This is a genomic window from Granulicella arctica, from assembly GCF_025685605.1.
GTDB classification, from domain to species: Bacteria; Acidobacteriota; Terriglobia; order Terriglobales; family Acidobacteriaceae; genus Edaphobacter; species Edaphobacter arcticus.
On record NZ_JAGTUT010000001.1, the window covers coordinates 2410930 to 2433624 of the forward strand.

At 56.3% G+C, this 22695-nt stretch carries 11 protein-coding genes; 5 read left to right on the plus strand and 6 right to left on the minus strand.

What is annotated here, in order from left to right:
- Positions 1-58 precede the first annotated feature (58 nt).
- From ku to OHL20_RS10120, 3 genes are all read right to left on the minus strand, one after another.
- Positions 59-814 (minus strand): non-homologous end joining protein Ku, encoded by a 756-nt coding sequence (gene ku / locus OHL20_RS10110; protein ID WP_263383065.1) that lies wholly within the window; start codon positions 812-814, stop codon positions 59-61.
- Between the two features lie 147 nt (positions 815-961).
- A complete protein-coding gene (locus OHL20_RS10115) occupies positions 962-1162 on the minus strand; it encodes a hypothetical protein (RefSeq protein ID WP_263383066.1) in 201 nt (66 codons plus the stop codon).
- A gap of 146 nt (positions 1163-1308) precedes the next feature.
- Positions 1309-3702 (minus strand): glycoside hydrolase family 95 protein, encoded by a 2394-nt coding sequence (locus OHL20_RS10120; protein WP_263383067.1) that lies wholly within the window; start codon positions 3700-3702, stop codon positions 1309-1311.
- Between the two features lie 148 nt (positions 3703-3850).
- Here OHL20_RS10120 and OHL20_RS10125 point away from each other — a divergent pair, with 148 nt between their 5' ends.
- The 4 genes from OHL20_RS10125 (at position 3851) to OHL20_RS10140 (ending at position 12570) form a co-directional block, all read left to right on the plus strand.
- Positions 3851-7243, plus strand: coding sequence for a DUF5107 domain-containing protein (locus OHL20_RS10125; RefSeq protein ID WP_263383068.1), 3393 nt, complete (start codon positions 3851-3853; stop codon positions 7241-7243).
- Between the two features lie 4 nt (positions 7244-7247).
- On the plus strand, positions 7248-8687 hold the full coding sequence (locus OHL20_RS10130; protein ID WP_263383069.1) for a sugar porter family MFS transporter: 1440 nt from the start codon (positions 7248-7250) through the stop codon (positions 8685-8687).
- Between the two features lie 159 nt (positions 8688-8846).
- Entirely contained in the window at positions 8847-11351 is a 2505-nt protein-coding gene (locus OHL20_RS10135) for an alpha-galactosidase D (protein WP_263383070.1), read from the plus strand.
- Between the two features lie 148 nt (positions 11352-11499).
- Positions 11500-12570 (plus strand): LacI family DNA-binding transcriptional regulator, encoded by a 1071-nt coding sequence (locus tag OHL20_RS10140; protein ID WP_263383071.1) that lies wholly within the window; start codon positions 11500-11502, stop codon positions 12568-12570.
- Positions 12571-12577: 7 nt separating this feature from the next.
- Here OHL20_RS10140 and OHL20_RS10145 read toward each other — a convergent pair whose 3' ends face one another.
- On the minus strand, positions 12578-14605 hold the full coding sequence (locus OHL20_RS10145) for a glycoside hydrolase family 97 protein (RefSeq protein ID WP_263383072.1): 2028 nt from the start codon (positions 14603-14605) through the stop codon (positions 12578-12580).
- Between the two features lie 89 nt (positions 14606-14694).
- The gene (locus OHL20_RS10150) at positions 14695-18234 is read right to left on the minus strand and encodes a TonB-dependent receptor domain-containing protein (RefSeq protein ID WP_263383073.1); all 3540 of its coding nucleotides are present in this window, start codon (positions 18232-18234) and stop codon (positions 14695-14697) included.
- Between the two features lie 2691 nt (positions 18235-20925).
- Between OHL20_RS10150 and OHL20_RS10155 the strand changes: the two genes are divergently transcribed.
- Entirely contained in the window at positions 20926-21318 is a 393-nt protein-coding gene (locus OHL20_RS10155) for a hypothetical protein (RefSeq protein ID WP_263383074.1), read from the plus strand.
- Between the two features lie 144 nt (positions 21319-21462).
- Here the strand turns inward: OHL20_RS10155 and OHL20_RS10160 are convergent, their stop codons facing one another.
- Positions 21463-22587, minus strand: coding sequence for a prenyltransferase/squalene oxidase repeat-containing protein (locus tag OHL20_RS10160; protein WP_263383075.1), 1125 nt, complete (start codon positions 22585-22587; stop codon positions 21463-21465).
- Between the last annotated feature and the right edge of the window lie 108 nt (positions 22588-22695).

The following is a 22695-nucleotide window of genomic DNA, read 5'->3' on the forward strand; positions in this document are numbered from 1 at the left end:
CTCTCCCATGCCGTAGAGAGTTGCTGGACCGAATGTGTAAATTGTACGATTGATCGTTTCAGGCGGACTTCTTTCTGGGTGCGGCTTTTGCGGGAGTCTTGACGAGATCCATGCCCTTCTTAGCCTCGGACTTTACGCTTGCGACTGGCTTCTTCTTTGCGCCTTCGTCCTCGCCGATGCTCTTCTTGAGTGCATCCATCAGGTTGATGACCTTACCACGTGTTGGCTGCTGAACTTCGTCGGTCGGAACTGGCAGGTGATGGATCTTGGTCTCGACCAGTTCCTCGACGGCGACCTCGTATCCATCTTGGAACTTATTCATGTCAAGCTTGCTTGATCGCTTAGCAATGAGAGCTTCAGCGAGTTCGAGCGAATCTTCGTCGATCTCCACGTCCTTGATGTCGCGGAAGTAGTCGCTCTGGCTGCGCAGCTCGCTTGAATACCGCAAGGTGTAGGCCATGAGCCCGCCGCGATCTCCCTCGTCCGCTGCAGCAATCGCCAGCACGTGCTCGCGCCCGGAGGAGGCGATTTTGCCGATGGCCACACGCCCAGTCTTTTGGAGCGCTTTGCGGACGACGGCAAAAGACTCGGCCTGGCTGGCATCCTGCGGCGTCCCGAAGTAGGGTTTCTCCACCCACTCGGGGATGAGGTCGCTCAGTCCTACGAACTGCGTGACCTCGATGACGTGCTTGGAGGGAACGCGTAGATTGGCGAGCTCCGACGGCTCGATCAGGATGTACTGACCTTTCTCGTACTCGTAGCCCTTGAAACAAAAGAACTCTCGTCGCGGCTCCAGTTCGTGTTGTGATGCCATGTCATCTCAAATCGATCGCACATCGGATTGCTACGAACGGAATGGTCCTTCGAAGCAACGGAGCTCCCTGCTGCTGATGCTTGCTGCGTCGCTTCTAGCCTGGACCGCCTGGCGAGCGCGAGCGCTTCTCAAAGTAGCTGTGGTTTGCTATTGCGAAGGAGATGCATGATGCTGATGGATGAGACGCAGATCGCCAACCGAGGCAAAGGTTGCAAACAGGTAGACATTTGCACTATCGATCAACTCTCGCTGGACTTCGGGATAGTAGTTTCTGGTGATGGAGTCACCTACCAAAAGCACATTTGGGAGGGTCTTATCTACGTGTGCGGGCGAACCTCCCAAGTCCATTCAATCTCTTCAGGGCGGGAGCGCTACTCGTAGCCTCTGACTGCGCCCGCATAAAAGGTATTAGCAGGATGCAAGCCAACGCGATACGATAAGACACTCTATATGTTTGTGATCTCAACTGAGTACCCCATACTATTTTGACGGCGTTAGTGTGTGCGGAACTGATCGGGGTACAGATCCATGCTGTAACCTCGGGGAAGCTTTATGGAAGCAGTGCCGCTTCCATAACGAACCAAGCAGTTCTGGTTCCGTGTGCTTGTGAGGGACGCAGTGATCATCTTGCCTTTCGCCCATACGATAGCCACCTCTATCCCTCCTCGTGCACGCAATCCTCGAATGCTTCCGCTGGGCCACGTGGCAGGAAGGGCTGGGAGAAGATGAATCTCCCCAGCGTGCGATTGAAGGAGCATCTCCGCAATTCCTGCTGCGCCCGCGGTATTTCCATCAAGAGAGAAGATGTTACTCGTTGCGCCGGCAACACCACCTCGGGAATAGGTCAGCAACGAGTCCTCTGTGGCATGCGCGATCAAGCCGAGAAGCTGTTGGTGCGCTGCATTTCCATTCAATAGCCGGGCGTAGTAGTTGATGAGATTCGCTCGACTCCATTCCGAATCCTCCCAGTCCGGCTGAGTGATCCTCCTCTCGATCGTGACACGTGCTGCCTTAGCAAGGGCCGGCGTAGCAGAAATCGATATCTGGTGTTCAGGATAGAGGGCGATGAGATGGCTGGTATGACGATGGCCGGGCTGCGCCTCGTCGAAGTCTTCCAGCCATTCCTGCAATTGACCATGTTTCCCAATCTGCAATGGCGGAAGACTGTCTCGCACTGTTTTCACCTTTGCTTGAAACTCGTGGTCAATATCAAGAACTATTGACGCCTCAAGGTAGTTCGTCAGCAGCGAAAAAACCAGCACACGATCGCAGGTAGGTCCCATCGATTCAGAGCAGTGTTCGCCGTCAGGAGCAATGAAGGAGTTTTCTGGAGAGACGGACGGTCCAGTCACTAACCATCCGTGCCGGGGATGCACAACCATGTACGCCAGAAAGAATTCAGCAGCTTCCTTGAGGATGGGATACAGGCGCTGTCGCAAGAAGTCCTTGTCGAGACTAAAGCGATAGTGCTCCCATAGCTGCAGTGAAATCCATAGGCCAGCCGTGACAAAGAGACCCCAACCAAGTCCCCACCCGGGGGCGGTGAATCCCCAAGGATTGGTGACGACATGGCACACCCAGCCTGGCATGCCGTATAACTCGCGTGCGGTGGTTCGCCCGGCAACGCGGAGATTGTCGACAAAGTCGAACAGTGGCGTCTGGCACTCGGAGAGATTGCCCACCTCGGCAAGCCAGTAGTTCTGCTGTGTGTTGATATCGAGGTGAAAGTCGTCGGTCCATCCCATGCTCGAGGCCAGTCCGTCGTTCCAGATACCTTGCAAAGCAAGCGGCAGGGGAGAAGTGTGACGAGAACCGGCGATGGTTAGATATCGCCCATACTGAAAGAAAAGCGCCGAAAGTCCCGGATCAACTTCGCCGGCTTGAACGGCTTTTCGTCTTTGGTCTGTCGGCTTCATCTCCGCTCTTGGGTTAGTACCTAGATCGATAGTGACTCGATTGAAGAGGGCCCGGTGGTCGGCGATATGAGCTGCCCGAAGGCGCTTAAAGGTCATCCCGCGACAATCGTCTAAAGTCTTCTCGCAGCGAGTCGAAACATCAGCCCGGCGGTAGTTCGTCGCAATGGCGATCAGAAGCGTAATCGAATCGGCGTTCTTAAAATGAAGGACGCTGCCGTCCGTGGCAATCTGGCCTCCATCGGCAAGAAGGCGGACGCGAGTTTCAAAGGAAACGCCTTGTTGCCCGTTGCTATGCAAATGTTCCAATGCACGTCCTTTGAGGACAAGCGTGTTGCTAACAGGTGAACTTACGGCGCCGGGCAGGATGAGCGGCGCGAACGATATGACGCCGCTCATCGACTTCGGTCGGTCACACGTGAGATGAGCGACTAGAACATCTGCAGGATTGGAGGAGAAAAACTCTCGTCGAAACATACGACGATCCTGCACATACTGGACATCGGCAATCGCATCTGAAAGGTTCAGAGACCTACGGTAGTTCTCAACCGCTGCTTGCCCTTCGAGGGCGACTTGGAGCGTAGCCATCGGAAGGTGGGTCCCAAATGACTCGGCGCGTCCCAGGAGATGTTCTTGACATAGCCGGGCGGCCTCACCGTAGCGGCCCGCGAACTCGAGAGCGCGTATGGCAGCGAGGTTCTCAAGCCCGCTAGGGCTAACGTTCGCGTTGCTTGGAGCGCCGGACCATACAGTCGACTCGGTAAGATCAATCCGCTCTGCATCGAGTTCGCCGTAGATCATGGCACCGATCCGGCCATTACCGAGTGGAAGAGCTTCCATCCAGCGGGTAGCGGGCTTGGAATACCAGAATTCCGACGGAACACTCTTAGCCGCTATAGCCGCTTTGCCGAATCGTGGGGGGCACGCGGCGATAGCAGCAGAACCCAATACGAAGTTGCGTCTTGAGGTTGTCAACGTGCTCTCCTCGTTGTGCTCTTGACAAGATCACTTACCCTTTCTACAGTTTATACACGGTAACGTACACGTTCTATTTCGAAGGGCAGGCTTCCGTCAAAGGTGATGCCTGTCCTGTCGACTTGAAGCGGCAGAAAAAGAGGGTTGGGTGAAAAAACATCGGGTTGAACCAAGTTCAACGCTGAAATTGCCGCCCGCCCCGATCTCCGAGGCGGGCGCGGTCAAGGTATGGAGTGAGCCTGTGACGATGCTTACGTACAGCCCGGCTACGGCAGATATAAACCCGCTATTTCTCGAACAGCGCGTTTATCAGGGAAGCAGCGGCCGAGTGTACCCGCTGCCGGTCGTCGATGCGATTGAGACTGAGCCTCGCTTGAAGCGTTGGGAGGCCGTGCACCTGGAGAATGAATCCTTGCGTTTGATGGTAATGCCGGAGATTGGAGGTCGCATCCATGTGGGGTTGGACAAGCGGACGGGCTATGACTTCTTCTATCGCCAGAACGTGATCAAGCCGGCGCTGGTGGGACTTGCCGGCCCATGGATTTCAGGCGGTGTGGAGTTCAATTGGCCGCAGCATCATCGCCCGGCGACCTACATGCCGGTAGAGATCGCAATTGAACGTGAGCCGGATGGTGCGGTGACAGTGTGGTGCAGTGACCATGATCCGATGACGCGCATGAAGGGAATGCACGGAATTCGACTGCGACCCGGCTCGGCAACGCTGGAGGTGCGGGTGCGTCTCTATAACCGTACAGAAGACACACAGACGTTTTTGTGGTGGGCGAATGTGGCTACACGCGTCCATGAGCAGTACCAGTCGTTCTTTCCTCATGATGTGCACTTTGCTGCAGACCACGCGAAGCGGGCGGTGACCGAGTATCCGCTCAGTAAGGAGACCTACTACGGCATCGATTACAGCGAGAGGGCGCGTGTAGGAGTAGCTGCGGACGAGATGCCTGCAGAGTTTGTGCCGGACGGATCGTACGCGGCGAACGATCTTGGCTGGTATGCGAATATTCCGGTTCCTACGAGTTACATGATCGTCGGTTCGCAAGGTGATTTTTTTGGTGGCTACGATCACAAGGCTGACGCGGGAACGGTGGCCGTGGCCAGTCATCATATCTCACCTGGGAAGAAACAATGGACTTGGGGCAATCATGAGTTTGGCTACGCGTGGGATCGTAGTTTGACGGATGGCGATGGACCGTACGTTGAATTGATGTCAGGTGTATATACGGATAATCAGCCTGATTTTTCGTTTCTTGCGCCGGGAGAGACCAAGACGTTCAGCCAATTCTGGTATCCCATCTTCGAGATTGGTGTACCGGACGTTGCGAATCTATATGGCGCGGTGCGGGTGGAAAGAGTCGCTGCGGGAGTTCGAGTTCATGTGCAGACTACGGCTGACTACGACTTGTGTACCTTGCGATTGCTGGCAGGTGATACTCAGTTTGCTTCAGCGACTGTTGACATGCAGAGTGGGGTTCCACAGCATCTTGACTTTTCTTTGCCGGAGACTTCTAACGTTGCCCTGGAGAGCGTTGAAATTCTGCTGATGGCCGCTGATGCGGTGCTCTTGCATTACACGCCAACTGCCATTGAGCCAACTGAACTGCCTGAGTTGGCGACCGAACCTCCACTGCCTGAGGACGTTGGAAGCAATGACGAACTCTACCTGATTGGGTTGCATCTTGAGCAGTATCGGCATCCGACTCGCGTTCCGGAGCTGTATTGGCTAGAAGCGGTTCGGCGCGATTCGGAGGATAGTCGATCGAACCATGTGCTGGGTCGGTGGCACCTTCGACGAGGAGAGTTTGCGAAGGCTGAAATGTACTTGCGTACCGCCATTGAACGGCTTACGCGGCGCAATCCAAATCCTTACGATGGCGAACCGCACTACAACCTTGGGCTGACGCTGCGTTATCTCGAGCGCCCGGAGGAGGCCTATGATGCGTTTTACAAGAGCACATGGAATGCAGCCTGGCGTGGGCCTGCTTATCAGCGGCTTGCGGAGATGGATTGCGGCCTGAAGGACTGGAACGCCGCGCTCGATCATATCGATCGCTCGCTCAGGGCCGAAGCGGATAACCTGAATGCACGAAATTTGAAGGTGACCGTCTTACGTGCTTTGAAGCGGAGTGATGAGGCTGAGGAGTTGCTGCAAGAGACGCGCGGGCTTGATCCACTCGACATCGGGAGTCGTTGGCTGGCTGACGGCGAGGTGCCGGAGGATGGGCAGCGCCGACTGGACCTGGGCCTTGACCTCCGACGTGCGGGCTTGTTTGATGAGGCGTTAGCGGTGCTGAATGCAGACATGCCTCCGGTAAACGATGGCAGTGACGCGATGCTGCAGTATGCTGCAGCCGATGTGCTGTCGCGATGTGGCAAGGATGAAGAGAGCGCTGGTAGGTATCGGGCGGCAGCGGCGGCAAGTGCGGACTATGTATTTCCGGTGCGGCTTGATGAGTTAGTTTTGCTGAAAGGCGCGATGGCCAAGCAGTCGGCGGACGCGCGCGCGCCCTACTATCTTGGGAATCTGCTCTACGACCGCCGGCGCCATGACGAGGCAATCGAAGCGTGGGAGCGTGCCGTAGAACTGGATCCAAAGTTCCCAACGGCGTGGCGGAATCTTGGTTTTGCTTACTTCAATGTTCGCGGGGATGAGAGGCGTGCGCTTGCAGCGTTTGCGAAGGCTCGGGAACTCTCGCCGCATGATGCGCGCATTCTGTACGAACAGGATCAGTTGCTGAAGAGGACGGGAGCGTCTTCTGACGAGCGGCTGTGCATGCTCGAGGATGAGGGGGAGCTTGTCCCATGTCGCGATGATCTTTCGTATGAGCTGATCCTCTTGCTGAATAGCAAGGGGAGGCCGGCGGCGGCATTGAAGGTGCTGGAATCGCGGCAGTTTGGACCGTGGGAGGGCGGGGAAGGACTGGTGCTCGGACAGTATGTTCGGGCAAACATTTTGCTCGCACGCGAGGCGTTGACTTCGGGAGAACCGCACGCCGCGGTGGCACGCCTGCAGGCCTCACTCCATCCTCCGAAGAACCTTGGAGAGGCGCTTCACCTGCTCGTCAACAGAAGCCATGTGGACTTCTGGTTAGGTGTCGCGTATGCCGATGAAGGAGACACTGCGCGAGCTTTTGCACACTGGGAGCGTGCGGCGCGGCAGCGTGGCGACTTCCAGCAGATGCAGGTACAGACGATCTCCGACATGGCATATTGGAGCGCGATGGCGTTGCGCAAGCTGGGACGCGAGGATGAGGCAGTTCTTTTGTTTGAGCAGATTGGCAGCTATGGTCGTGCGCTGGAACAACAGACTCCCAAGCTGGATTATTTTGCTACTTCATTGCCTGCGATGCTTCTGTTTCGAGAGGACATGAAGCAGCGACAAACCGTGCTGGCTCGCTTTCTGCAGGCCCAGTCACTCCTTGGCCTTGGGGCGACGAGCGAAGGGCTTCAAATGCTTGGCGAGGTGCTGGAGCTCGATGGGAACTATGCTGCTGCCGTTGACCTTGCAACGATGTTGAACGGCCGATGACCTGATGCAGACACCGATACTCTTCGACGAAGGTGGGATACAGACAGAGGCAGAGCGTACAGGGTATGTGTGGGGCATCGCGTTTATCGCGGCGCTCGGCGGGTTGCTCTTCGGATATGACTGGGTGGTGATTGGAGGTGCGCGGCAATTCTACGAAGTGTACTTTCACCTGACCTCCGTCGCTATTGTGGGCTGGGCTAACAGTTGCGCGCTGGTTGGTTGTCTTATTGGGTCGCTTACGGCGGGATACTTTGCAGAGCGATTTGGACGACGCCGCGTGCTGCTTGTTGCGGCGATTCTTTTTGCCGTGTCGTCGGCACTGACGGGCTGGGCTTACAGCTTCAACAGTTTTATTCTTTGGCGGATCGTGGGTGGAGTCGCGATCGGGTTCAGCTCGAATGTGTCGCCGCTTTATATCGCTGAGATTAGCCCGGCGGCGATTCGCGGGCGGCTGGTAAGTCTTAACCAGTTTGCGATCGTTGTCGGGATCCTGGCGGCGCAGATTGTGAATTGGCGGGTTGCTCGTCCTGTGGTTGCGGACTTAGGTGGAGAGGCCCTGTTGCAGAGCTGGAACGTGCAACTAGGCTGGCGTTGGATGTTTACCGCTGTGGTGGTGCCGGCCCTGATCTTTGTGGTCGCTTCGCTGTTTATTCCTGAAAGCCCGCGCTGGCTGCTGAGCCGTGGACGTCAACGTGAAGCGGGCGCGATACTAACGCGGATCGGCGGTCAGGGATATGCGGATGTCGAATTGACGAATATCGAGCGGGCTGTACGGGCAGAGGTGGCGACTGAGCCTGCAAGCTGGCGCGAGTTATGGCGACCGGGAGTGCGGCGGATCGTGCTGGTCGGCATAGCGCTGGCGGTGCTTCAGCAATGGACGGGGATCAACACGCTCTTCAACTACGCTGCTGAAGTGTATCGACAGGCTGGCTACGGGGCTAACGATGTGTTTCTCAACATCGTGATTACAGGAGCTATCAACCTGGTGTTTACCGTGGGAGCGATGCTGCTGGTGGATCGGGTTGGAAGACGTCCGTTAATGATCTTTGGCTGCATCGGCATCGGGGTCTCGCATCTGCTGTGTGCCTGGGCTTACCATGCCAAACTGCGAGGGGCCCCGGTGTTGATCCTGACGCTGAGTGCGATTGCCTGCTATGCACTTACGCTTGCACCTATCGTGTGGGTGCTGATTGCGGAGATCTTTCCAAATCGTGTGCGGTCTCAGGGAGTTGCGGCTGCGGTGAGCGCGTTGTGGATTGCTTCCTTCCTGCTGACGTATACGTTCCCGATCCTGAACGCCTGGCTGGGGACTGCCGGGATATTTACCGGGTACGGCGTTGTCTGCCTGCTGGGCTGCCTGCTGGTGCTTGTGTGGGTGCCTGAGACGAAGGGTAAAACGCTGGAGCAGATTGAATTGAGTAGTGCGAATGCGGCTTCGCTGTAGAAAGCAGATTCTGAACGTCGAGCTTACTTTGCGAAAAGAGCAATACCGTCCTAGTCCGGTTTGACAAACGTGTTCGTACACGGTTGAATACTCTGCGCCGCGCGAATCGCCTCAAGATGGCGGTGATCCATGTGAACTTCGATCCTTCAGGAGCCTGTTATGCCGATTGCGAATTGCCGCTTTAACCTGCGACTTAACCTTGTTCGCTGCTGTGTGTTGTCCGCTGCTGTGTTGGCGATACTTCCTAAGGCTGCCCAAGGACAGGTAAATGGGGTAGGGCAGAAGCCGTATTTGGGGTGGAGTACGTTCAGCCAGCAAACGGTGGATGGAAGCTTTCTGACGCAGGCAAATGTGCAGGCGCAGTCGGATGCACTGAAGAGTTCCGGATTGCAGGAGCATGGCTTCACGTACATCAACGTCGACTCGGGATGGCAAGGGACGTTCGATGGAAATGGCAGGCCCACACCGAATGCCAGCCAGTGGGATATGAAGGCGTTGGTCGATCACATCCATGCGAATGGTCAGAAGGCCGGGATTTATTGGATCCCCGGAATTGAGCAGCCGGCTGTCGACGGCAACTATCCGGTGCTGGGGACAGCGCTCCATACACAGGACATCGTCGTGACCCCGCTGGCGCGCGGCAATGCGTTTGGTGGCACGCCTCCGAATCCGTATCACGACAAGCTGGACTTTACGAAGCCGGGAGCGCAGGAGTATATAAATTCGGTGGTTGCGCTGTTCGCATCGTGGGGCATCGACTTCATCAAGCTGGATGCGGTGACGCCCGGGTCTTACTCGAATGATCTTTCGATCGATAACCGAGCGGATGTGGCGGCGTATTCAAAGGCGATCACGTTGACCGGCCGACCGATGTGGTTCACGATCTCATGGCAGTTGGATAAGGACTACCTGAGCACGTGGCAGCAGTTTGCGAATGCTCGGCGGATCGATGACGACGTTGAATGCGAGGGGAGATGCAGCACGCTGACAAATTGGGCGCGTATCGCGTTACGCGAGTACGACAGTGTGGGCTGGGAGCATGATGCGGGCGCGCAGGTTGGTTGGAACGATCTGGATACGCTCGATGTTGGAGACGGCGACCGTGATGGATTGAGCGATGTAGAGAAGCAGACAGCGACGACGATCTGGGCGATGGCAAACTCTCCAATTTATCTTGGGGGTGACCTGACGAAGCTCGACAGTTTTGCTAAAGCGGCGTTCACCAACGACGAGTTGATTGCTGTGGATCAGAGCGGTCATCCGGGTGTGCAGGTAACTGGCGGAGCGCAACCGGTGTGGATTGCCGATGCCGGAAGAGGGAGCTACTACGTTGCGCTATACAACTTGAACGGGATGCCCGGTGCGGTGACTGTTCGGTGGAGCGATCTTGGATTTGGTGGCGCGGCGAGAGTACGTGACGTTTGGAATCGCATTGATCTTGGCGCGTCCACAGCAAGCTTCACGACGACGCTGCTGGGACATGGCTCACGGCTCTTGAAGGTGACACCGTTTGATAAAGCTGTTGTTGCTGCCGGTCAGAGCTATGAGGCTGAAGCTGCGATGCTGACCGGCAATGCGACCATATCGACGTGTGCAGCTTGCTCGGGTGGCTCTAAGGTCAGCTATCTTGGGGCATCGCCTTCGACGAATGATGTTGTATTCAACAATGTATTTGCTGAATCAGCGGGAACGTACCGAATGGAGGTTGATGCCGCTGCGCAGGGTCCGCGAGCGTTGGTGTATGCCGTGAACGGCAGCTCGCCGGCGACGTTGAATCTTAGTGGTGGGAGCTTTAATCTTCCTCAGGTGACAAGCGTTCCAGTGGTTCTTCGTAAAGGTTTGAACACGATTACGTTTGGCAATCCGGGAACTTATGGTGCCGATCTGGATCGTATCGTGATCGGTGGAGATGGCAAGGAGCTTGCACCGCAATTTACGACGTACGAGGCTGAGGCTGCACAGTTGACGGGAACGGCGAGTGTAGGAGGTTGTTCGTTCTGCTCGGGCGGCGCTTACGTGGGCAACTTTGGAGCAGGAACGCAGAATAGTGTCGTGTTTCCGCATGTACATGTCGCACAGGCAGGAACCTACCAACTTGAGGTGGACTATACGACGAGCGGTCCTCGATCTTTGTATGTCGGGTTGAACGGCGGACCTCTGACGGAACTTGATTTAGATGGAAGCACGTTTGATTCGCCTGTGCCGGTTGTCCTACCGGTTGTTCTTGCGGCCGGGGACAATACGGTGACGATCACCAATCCAAATCCTCAGGGATATGCACCGGGACTGGATAGCATCACTGTTGGGCCGGTTGTAAATGCGTCCGATCTTCATGGTGTTGTGACGCACCAGGCCAAGCTGGGCGGCCTCAGTTTGTGGCAGTTGACGCTGACGAATGATGGTGTCGGTCCTGCTTCGAAGGCAGAGGTGAACACCTTTACCGTTGTGCCCACGGGAGGCGATGCTCAATGCAAAGCATCCGTGCTGATGCTTACACCGTCTGTGCTGGGTTTGATTGCACCGGGAGGAAAGCGCAGCCTGGAGATACCGATTCTCTTCTCGTCGGGGTGCCGCGCGGATACAAGCTTCGCTGTGCACGCGGTGTTCTCGGCTAACAATGGTGCGGATGTGGGCATGGTGGCAAGCAGTGGCGAAAAGCGCTAGGGAGAGCTTCCGAGCTGGTACTTGCCGCAGGGATCGCGCGGCGTCGCAGATACAGGGGCGGGACGACCCGCCTTGCTCTGGCGGCCTCGGAGATCAAGGATGAGACAATCGTGGGCGAACGTGCACACGAATGAGACAAACCCATCCTATGAAAAATGACGCAGCCAATGCCGGGATCAAGGATATTGCGAACGCCCTGAACGTGTCGATCGGTACGGTTGATCGGGCACTTCACGGACGCCCGGGTGTGAGCGAGAAGACTAAGGTCAAAGTTCTGGCTATGGCTGACAAGCTTGGCTATAAGCCGAATCTTGCCGCACAGGCTTTGAAACTCAACCGTCGGCTTTCAATCGGTGTTGTGCTGCCGAAGTACATCGCACATTTTTTCGACCCAATGCGGGCGGGTATACGCGCGGCTTCTGCGGCAGCTGTCGGGATGCAGGTCGGGCTGGAGTTCTATGAATACGCACGGCTTGGCTCTGGTGACATCGCGGCGATGGAGAGCGCACTTGGCCAGCATCATGATGGAGTGATCTTTGTGCCCGGCGATCCTCGTCAATTCCATTCACTCATTCAGAAGTTTGCGCGCAGTGGTACGGCAACACTCTGTGTTGGCAGCGATGCACCGAACACGGATCGAAGCGGGACTGTGGCCGCCCACGCTTATGTCAGTGGAGCGATCGCTGCTGAGTTGCTGGCTCTGACCCTGCGAGACAAGGCTAATGTCGCCATTTTTACGGGCGAACGACATACGTTCGACCATGCGGAGAAGCTTCGGGGATTCGCGGCCACGCTGGCGCTGCAAGCTCCTCACCTCACCTTGCTACCTGCACTGGAGAACCATGAGAAGCCGGAAGAGGCTTACCGACAGGCGCTGGCATTGATGAAGCAAGCGGACCGTCCGGCGGGACTTTATCTCAGCACGGCGAACAGTATGCCCGTAATCAGGGCGTTGGATGAGGTCGGCTTGTTAGGAACCGTTCAGGTCATAACTACAGACCTCTTCCGTGAGCTTGTGCCGCTGCTGGAGTATGGCAAGGTGCTCGCTACACTTCATCAGCGTCCGTATACACAAGGCAAGATGGCGTTCGAGAGTATGCTCGGACTGCTCACGCACCCCGGCAAAAAGCATCCAGCGGTGTGGCTCGCGCCGCATGTCATCCTGCGTAGTAATCTTCCTCTCTTTTCACACTTGATCACGGACACTGACGAGGAATAGCCGACGGTTAGTGTTGGTCGACCGGCACAATCCTGATGGCACATCCGCCGCCTGCCGCTAGTTTGAGAGTCAGGGTCTGGCCGCGGCGTACAGTCTGTTTGCGGATGGCGATTTGGGTGGGTTGGGTATCTGCGTTAGGGCCGTCCGCATAAATCTCCGCCGTATATTGACCGGGAGCGAGAAAGTCGAGTGGCACGGTCAGGGTGCGCGGCGACCAGTTTGTCATGCTGCCGATGTACCAGGAATCACCATGCTGTCGCGCGATCGTTGCGAACTCTCCGGGTATGCCGTTGATCACGTGCACGCTATCCCAGGTGACGGGGACGTCTCTTATGAACTGGAAACCAGGCTGACCAGCATAGGCCTGCGGGCTGTCGGAGACCATCTGAAACGGAGTTTGATAAATCACGTAGAGAGCGAGTTGCTGGGCACGTGTTCCCATAGCCATAGGTTCGCTGTCCCGCGCGCTGAAGCCATCTTCGGTAGCGTTGCGGAAGGCACCCGCAGTGTAGTCCATTGGACCTGCTAACAGGCGAGTGAAAGGGAAGACGGCACGATCGGTCGGGCTATCGCGCCGTCCGACTTTATTGTTCTCAAGCCCGAGCACACCTTCGTAGCTCATCACATTCGGATAGGTACGTTCCAGACCCCAGGGTGTGCGAGTGCCGTGAAAGTCGACCATCAGGTGGTGCGCTGCGGCCTCGCGAGCCGTGTCGTAATAGAACTGCACTCCTTGTTGATCGTCGCGGTTGATGAAGTCGATCTTGATTCCGGCGACACCCCAATTTTCGAAGAGCGGAAATGCTTCCTGCATCTGCTTCATGACGGATTCGGAGTAGCACCAGATCCATACTTTTACGTTCTTTGTAGCAGCGTAGCGAGTCAGTTCAGGAACATCGATCTTGCCGTTCATCCGTGTGATGTCCCGGCCTACAGCCCATCCGGCATCCAGCATGAAGTAAGGAAAGCCCGATTGCGCGGAAAAGTCGATGTAGCGCTTCATGTTCTCGGTGGTGAAGGCGGGCTTGCCCTGCGCGTCAACATCGTTGACCCACCAGTTCCACGAGGCTTTACCAGCCTTGATCCAAGAGGTGTCCGTGACGCGACTGGCAGGACTTAGATCGTAGACCAAGGTCGATTCGACGAGTCGGCCTGGGTCATCAGCGATAGCGAGGACGCGCCACGCAGAATGGTAGGGGAGGGTACTCGTGACAGCGAGGTCCGGTCGATCGAATCGGGGTGAGAGCTTCGCCTGAAAGTAGTGGCCAGCCCAGTTACCGGAGGGATTGGTTACGTAGAGCGAGGTGTTGCCCTCGATGTCAGCCTCCATGAGCGAAACCCAAGCGGTGCCGGGCTCATGCATGAGGAGCGGCAGGCCGATGAGGAAGCTGCTCGACACACCACCCTGATTACTCAGGGCTGAGGTTGGAAGCTTGACGTACTCACTCTCATAGCTGCTGCGGTAGTTCGGCAGAGCAAGAAGCCAGTCTGTGGCATCCGTACTCAGGCGGAACTCGGTGCCCTCACCACGTAGCTCAACAGACGAGGAGCCGCCCGCTTGTGGGACGTGATAGCGAAAGGCAATTCCGTTGTTGTAGACGCGCGCTTCGATGTCGAGTTTACGTGCGTGCGTACCGGTTTCGCCAGTATGCAGCATCACGCTGTTGTACGCGTCATGGACCTTGCTCACTTTTTGGTTCTGTAGGGTGTAATCATCAATTCCGCTAGATGGCTCCGAACCGGTGATGGCAACGTCTCGACCAAGGGCGGATCCTTCTCCCAGGTTCAATTCCAGGTCGGAATCATCGATCACCGGCTTGTTATGGAAGGTGATGGAGTAGGACAACCTGCCTGCGCCGGGCGAGGAGCTTTTGTCGGGACGAGTTGTGAAGCGCAGGATGAGTTGACCATTGGGCGAAGCCAGGGCGACTGGTGTTGATGGCGTGACAGTTGTTTGTGCAGAGCAGGGAAAGTTGGCCAGGAGGAGCACGAACGCGGGTAAACCAAAAGACGTGAATATGGCTGATGCTTTCATAGCGGAGTAACTCCTCGTCGCGACCAGGTGCAGAAAAGAGACCGCGTGCCATAGGCCCTTGAGGCTTCGGCACACGGTACCGGAGAAAGTTAGAAAGCGTACCGCAACGCGAGTTGAAAGAAGCGGGAGTCTGGCGTGTTGTTTTGAAAAAACTTTGGTCCAGTGATTTGTCCGGCATTAGAGTCAAGCGAGGTATCGGAAGGATTGCCAAGCGTGGGATGATTGAAGACGTTGAAGACATCAGCACGGAACTGAAGGTACTGTTCGCGAAAGGTCGTAAAGTTCTTGAACAGTGATGCATTGACGCTGTAGTAGCCGGGACCGTAGAGGACGTTCTGGCGACCGCCAAGGAAACGGATAGCCGTGGCTTCATCGGTGATAGGACCAGCGATCTGTCCTGCTGTTGGCGCGGTGCCAACAGGCGCGATCAGGTTGCCCGGTAACGGATTGCGAAATGAGCAAGGATTGTAATAGTGCAGGCGCGTCCTGGTCTGTGTTGGGCACTGATCAGGGGTAAGGCCCGAGGTCGGATCGGGAGTTCCGCCGGGAGCATATGGATCGCCAACGAGAATCGCTCGAGCACTACCGCCGGCCGCCGTATTGTTGTTATTGCCGACGGTAAACGGGCTTCCACTCTGTGCAACCCAGGTTGCACTTCCGGACCACCCACCTGCGATCTCATCGAGAACGCCGTGGTGCGTCAGATGAGCCCGACCGACTCCAAAGGGTAGCTCGTAGTTGCCGTTGAAGGTGAAGCGGTTGCGAACATCGTAGACGGAGTTGGTGTACTCATCGATGAATGGAATGATCGCCATGTTGCGGTCCCCGATTGCGGTAGATAGGCCGCCTGCCGAGCTTGTGTCATCCAGAGCGTGCGCCCAGGTGTAGGTCGACAAGAACGTAAGTCCGTGTGACGCACGCTTCTCCAGCTTGGCTTGCAGCGAGTTGTAGGTACTTACTCCGGCGAAGAGGATCGTACCAATTCCGCCCAGGTCGGGAAAGGGCTGAAAGGCTTGTGTCTGAGTTCCTGGAGCGTAAAGTCCGCGTACCGTGTTTGGATCGTAGTAGGTGGAGAGGTGGCGCGACACGTTGCCGACATAGCTGATCGTCGCCGCCATGCTGGGCGTGACCTGCCGTTGGAAGGAAAGGTTGTAGTTCATGGTGTAGGGCGTCTTCGGAGTACGCTCGACAGCGTGGAAGCCGGGGTTGGAAACAGCGTTCAGGAAGCCAGCGGCAAACTGTGCGCCCTCTCCACTTTCGAGGGTGATGCCATTTGAAGGGCAATTACCGAGGGAGCAACTAACTGGATTAACGTTGAGTTGTCCACGGAATGGGAAGTTATCTCCGAGATTCGTTCCGCCCTGGCTTTCGAGGCCTCCGTAGAAGATGCCGTATCCGGCGCGAACTGCTGTTTGCGGATCGAGTTGATAGGCGATTCCGATGCGTGGAGCGAAGTTGGTTAGCTGCGCGCTGACGAGGCGCTCGTTATCGATGTACGAGACGCCGATCCCATCCTTCGCGAGGATCGATGGCAGCCTGGTTCCGAGTGACACCGTGTTTTGAATCTGCTTCGGAAGAATGAGGGTTCCAGTTCCGGTACCGAAGCCTAGTGAGCCCGGGATGAAGTTCTCCTGCATGTGCGAATTTTCTTTGTAGGGTTCGTAGTAGTCGTAGCGAAGACCCAGGTTTACAGTCAGGTGCGAGGTGAGTTTCCAGTCATCCTGCACATAAGCGGCGTCGTACCAGAGGGCATTGTTGATGTTTGGCGCAGAGGATAACGCGGAGGTATTCATCTGGTCGGCCAGGAAGTCGGCTACACCCGATCCTGTCTTATTGGACAATGCAGGGTCGCTCGTATAAAGACCGGTGAAGTAGTAGTTGCCGAGGGAGGATGGAGCGTACCGATTGAAGAAACGAATGGACTGCATGGAGGCACCAACGCGCAAATTGTGTTTACCGATCGTCTTCGAAGCGTTGTCGAGAATCTGGTAAACATTTTGCGATTCGTTGGATGTCCCGACGGAACCCCACTGGCTGATACCGTAGACGATACCGAGCGGGAGACCGCCCTCATTGGGCGAGAACGGAACACCACCTAAGCCAAGGGTTGGAGAGAGATTGACATTTGCGTTTGGCTGTAGAAAGCTGAACTTCCCTGCGTTGAATCCGAAGCGAAATTCATTTGTAAATGATGGCGTAAAGAAATGAGTTTCGCTGAAGACAAAATCTTGTGCAAAGCTGAGATCGCGTTCTCCGCCATAGCCGGTGCCGTCCAGGATCGGTCCAAGCGGCAGGCCGTTCAACGTGACAACACGGCTATAGCTATACCGGGCATAGGCCTGGTCGCGGGCGGTGGCGTTCCAGTCGATGCGCTGATCCCACTGCACGGTATTGTTATGAGTCGGCGTGTTGACTACGTAGTTGTTCGTTGTCTTGCCTCCGTTTGCGTTCGGGAGCGGATAAAGGTTGAGGATGTTCTGGGCGACTGCGTTTATCTGATTGGCGCAATAGACATTGTTACGACCGTTGCACTGTAACGTGTTGCTCGCACCGCCGCCGGAGTTTGGTTGGTAGAGCTGGACTGACTGTCCGTTGAGCGTGGAGTTCAGCAGCTCTGTAAAATCTCCTTTGCGCATCAGCGCCGTTGGAACGCTGTAGGTTCCGGGATTGCTGCGAGCGATGCGGTTGGCTTCGATATCGCCGAAGTAGAAGAGCCTGTTCTTGAGGATCGGCAGGCCTAGAGTCGCTCCGAACTGATTCTCGTGGTACACCGGAATCGATTGCGCTTCCCAGTCCTTCGCGTCGAAGGCGGTGTTGCGCAGATACTCCCAGAGGCTTCCGTGGATCTGGTTAGTACCGCTCTTGATGCTCGCGTTGACGACAGCGCCGGCAGAGTGTCCGAACTCTGAACTGAAGCTACTTGTCTGGACCGCGAATTCCGCCAGTGCATCGGGCGGCGGTCTCACGACGTAGGTCTGGCCGTTGAGGAAATCGACCAGGTTAGTGTTGTTGTCGACTCCGTCGAGAATGAAGTTGTTTTGCGTGGCCCGCTGTCCATTGGCAACGAAGTCACCTGAACCAGCACCGCGGGTGTTGCCTCCTGGAGGGGCGATTCCAGCCGTCAGTTGTGCGATGTAGACGAAGTTTCGTCCATTCAACGGAGTGTTATCGATCGACTGCGCAGAGATCACCTGCTGCACGGAGCCATCCTGCGTCTGCAACAGAGGAGCCTGGGTGCCTACATCGATGGTCTGTGCAACGGAGCCTGGCTGCAGGGTGAGGTTCACGCCAAGCCTTGTTTGAATGTCGACCCGAAGACCGGTTTGGGTCAGGGGCGCGAAGTTCGGCGCTGTAGCCGTTACAGAGTAGTTTCCGATCTTGAGAGGTGCAAAGACGAAGACGCCGCTGGAATTACTCTTTACGTTGAGACTTAGCCCGGTGTCCGTGTTGACGACCGTGACATCTGCGTTCGGGATGACGGCTCCGGTTGGGTCCTTCACAAAGCCGGTGATCGCACCCTGGTCAGCTTGGGCTATCGCTTCGGCCGGGAAAAGGAGTGGCGCGATTATGGTCAGAGTCGCGCAAGTAAGCCCTAATTTCAGCACTGTCGTATGCAGTGTGCTTTTCATATAGCTACCTCTTTCATCGGTTCGTCGATCTGCCTGATCACTGCTTGCCATGCAATCATGAGGGAGAACGTTGGCGCTGCAAAATATTGTGTACGTTACCGGTGACAACCGTATAGAGCTTACGATAAGGATGTCAAGACCTTTTGTTTTCGACAGGATGTTCTCTGCAGTGGGAGTTTTGTTGCCAGAATTTCAGGTGTGAAGCTGGAGTAATGCTTTGTTCCTGAGAGTGTGTACCTTACCGATCTGAGAAGGAAGGTGAGGTCCCTGCACTCTCCACGATCCACTCCAAAATCATCTATAGGTGAGAGGTCGATTGATCCGTCGGACCGGAACCGAGCGCGAGCTGTATTGGCTTTTGGAAGGGTGCAACTGTGCAGAGTCTATTCGTACTGCGGAACACAGAGATTTCCGTCGATGTTATCCCCGTTGAAGGGGGGCGTATCGCTTCACTGCTAAGCATGAGATCCGATCAGGAGTTCTTCACGCAGCCACATCCTGAGCGCTTGGCATCGCAACCAGGCCGGCATATGCCCTTTGAAGCTGGGCCGTGTGCCGGCGCTGAAGAATGCTTGCCGAGCGTAGGCGCTTGCCAAACCTCTGATGGACGAACTGTTCCCGACCACGGTGATTTCTGGCGATTGCCATGGACGGTAGATGACTATGAGACAAGGTCAATACGAATGCATGCCCTTGGTTTCAGTCGGCCATTTCGTTTCGAACGGCACCTGACACTTGAAGGCAAAACTTTGACACTAAGGTATCGCATCACCAACTTCGGTGATCGGACGGAAACCTTTCTTTATGCCTGGCACCCTCTTTTTGCGTTTGATGAGGGAGATCGAATCGTGCTTTCGCCAGAGGTCGACGTGCTGCAACTCGATTACTCCCATAGTGAGCTACTCGGTAAAAGAGGCGATGTTATTGCCTGGCCTATTCACCAATCGAGACGAGGAGAATGTATAGATCTGAGTCTCTTACGATCCTCCACGGCAGGAACCGCAGACATGTTGTACACCAACCGTTTACGCAGAGGCGTGTGTGGTTTGTATAGGAGCTTGAGCCGCCAAGGATTGATCGTTCGCTTTAATGCTGATTGTCTTCCATATCTAGGATTGTGGATCTGTCACGGAGGCTGGCCGCCAAGTGGGCAGAATCTCCAGGTTGCAGTAGCACTTGAGCCAACGGTTGCTCCCTATAACACTCTCAAGGAGGCAGAAGACGTAGCGCGAGCACCTCAAATTTCGCCCGGCGAATCGTTCGATTGGACTATCAGCATCGAAGTGACTCATCCCGGCCTAAGTCTGGCTGAAGTCTCAGCTCAAATGCTAACTTAGCTAAGATTGGGTTTGGCAACTTGTCGCGACACCGCTCTGGGTGGCTCTTTGCAGGGATGGAAGCGGTTCTCTGGGGCACTTCATGCTTTGTGCTCTCCTCCGTCATTACGACGAAAAACGCTGGTAATGAGATGATCCGCCGCCTGATCTCCACATTGACGAGATGCATTCGGTCGGCGTTAGGCTTGGCAGGGCTACTTTTCACTCGCAGCCCTGAGTGCAGTCGGCAGGGACGTTCCATGAGACCAACAATTATGCTTCAACTGAGAGGTCACCGAGAGATTGCGTCGGGTTCCAGCACCGGTTCCTGAATGATCGATCTAGTGTGGCTTGTGGGCCATCCAGTCCATCGTCCAGCCTGCTTCCATTTTCGATCGAGACCGGATGGCGCGAGGTGCTCCGAGCGAAGCGCAGGTCCGCTGGACGGGGTCCTTGCCGCGTCAAGAGGGCCGTGTCAGGGCACCGGTGCAGAGAAACGGGTCCTCCCCCCTTATGGTGTAGCTTTCATCCGATTAGACCCAGCACAGCGATCCAGGCTGATTACTATGTTCCGAACGAAGTCTATAGATTTTGTCGATGCCACTCGAGCGAAATGCTCGCCGTAGCGGCGGCAAAGGTGAGCCCTGCCTCATGCTGTCCACTTAGAATCGCTTCAATATGTCGAGGTGAAAGTGCCACGAATCGGAATACATTCTGCGCATGGGACCTTTCGACGCCGTACTCTGTGGCTAATTGGTTGAGTCGAAAACTTCACCAGCCGCGATCCGGTCCGCCTACTCCCCTCGCCATCGCGACAGCGCGAATGAGCGATGATACGGGTTAAGCTTCAGCGTGACTTCCCTTAAGGACAAGCCGCACTTTACGTCCCCGCCGCCAAATCTCAAACGGACAGTCAAGGTGATCGGCTCCTCTGAAAGGTGCCCAGTCGGCGTATCCAAGAGTTCCTTCTCAAAGCTCGAGCGTTCGATTTCGATGCTCAACTTTCCGTTCTGGATCGTGATTCGGCGCAATAAGGAGCGGACCAACATGCGAGACGCCGATGTTGCGGCCTCTGTGAGCCGTAGTGCTTTGCCTTCGGCGGAGATGAGGAGACGCTGGGTGTTACGAATGTGGAACGCGCTGAAGTGCTCTGAGAGTTGGAGAGGGTTCATCAGAACGCCCGAACGGTCTCTGCAACCGCTTGCTCCAACCCAACCGCAGGAAGGCGCACCGATTTGGCGCTTGAAGCAATGTCCGCGGCCGAGAAATAGTAGGGGTAGCGCCGGGTTCCTTTTGTGGCATGCGTCGGGCTCAGCCGGCGACCATCGGGAAGAAACAGGAGTCCTCTCAGGGAGCGTTGAGAGTCTGAGCGCGGGTGTCCCTTCCGATTCGGCTCATGGCTTTTCATCATGGCTCTGGTCGCATCCCAGATTCCCTGATCAACGGTGGGACCGATCTCGCGACGACTTTCGATGGCGCCACACGCAACTCCGCCTACGTAAGCGAAGAGGCTTATGCCGATCCGCTCACGGAGGACATCTTCTTCGGCACCAGCGCAACCGGCAGCGTGTGGGGATCAGGTGGTGGGGACAGTGTCATCTTTACCAAGCCCATCTATCAGTTTCTCGTCAGCACTGGGAACAAGAGCTTTCGGACCGTCCCCGATGTAGCTCTGCACATGGGTGGCTGCCCGGTGGTTCGGTCTCGCCCTGCAATCCTGCAGACAGTTTCGACTATGAGGTCTACCAGAACCTCTACTACGGGGTGATCGGCACCAGCGCGTCCGCCCCAGACCCCGACCAACCCCTAGAACCGAGACAGACCACTACACACAAAAGGCAAGCAGAGTTTGCTGGCCTTTCGTGTGTGGTTCGCGGACCTGACAACGGTGTCCTGCTGGTCTTGGGGGCAGCTATTTGTCGGCCTTTTCGAGGGCCATGACGGCGTAACCGGTAGCGGCGTCGCTCATGAAGCGACCAACGTCAGTCGAGAGGTCGCGCTGCTTATTGACAGAGTAGGCAAGCCATTGACCGCTGGCGTGGTCCTGATTCTGCCTGAGCCAGGTGACGGCGCGCCGGACCTGAGGACGTTTATGAGCGAGGCCTGCCTGCTCGAGTGCGTAGATGACAAGGCCTGTAGCGTAGCCATCGCTGCTGGTCGCAAGCGGGGTACTGTCGCGGCGCTTCCACGGGGCGAGTGCGGTCAGACTCCAACCGCCGTCGGGTGCCTGGCAGGCAAAGATCTTTTCCGTGAGTTGCTCCCTTTGAAGCTTGTTAAGCAAGCCAGGGTAACGGGCGGAGGCCCAGAGGAGACCGATCTGGTTGATGAGCGGCTGCTTGTCGTAGTTTGCTGTGAGATAGGTTCGCAATAACATGAGATTTTTAGCGATGCTCGGATCGCTGCTGTACTGGTCGGGGGCGAGGCCCACGCCTACGGCGGCGAGGGTGGCACCCCAGTACTGTGACTCATTCGACTCCCAGGGACCGTTGTGGAAGTTGAGCCAGATCCATGCGCCCTTGCTCTCACCGGAGGTGAGTTGGAGTGCCCACGCATCGTTGAAGGCCTTCTTGGTCACGTCCTGCAACTTGCTTTGGCGGGCGTCATAGCTGGCGAGGATGACGGCATTGAGGACAGCCTCGGTCGCCCGTGACTCGGTAGACTTTGTCGGGCCGTTGGGATTGTCCTTGTAGAAGGGCTCGACCTCATCCCAGAGGTCCACACGCTTGGTGATGTAGCCAAGCATGGTGCGCTCGGTTTCGGTTGGTTGCGCCTCGCCCAAGGCGTGTCGCAGTGCAGGGCGTGAGAGTGCGTAGGGCACCGCGGTGTGGCAGGAGACGCAAGCTGTGCCGTGATCGCGCTGAGCTTTAGGCCAGGTCATCCACCAGCCCTGGCGGCCATCCATGTATTTTGCGGCTGCCTGCCTGTCCCAGTCGGCTGGCATAGAGGCGCTGGCCGTGATGAACGGATTGCCGAGTTGCGCGAGGACACTTGTGGTGCTGAGCAGGGCGAGGCAAAAGGTCAAACGCTTGATTATCATGAGTCCTCCATGACGCGCAGATTGTTGTGCGGAGGCCGGCAGAGAAAGCCGGTTAGTGCGACAGTACAGGATTTGCAGCCAGAGTCTACAGAAAACGTAGGAATCAAA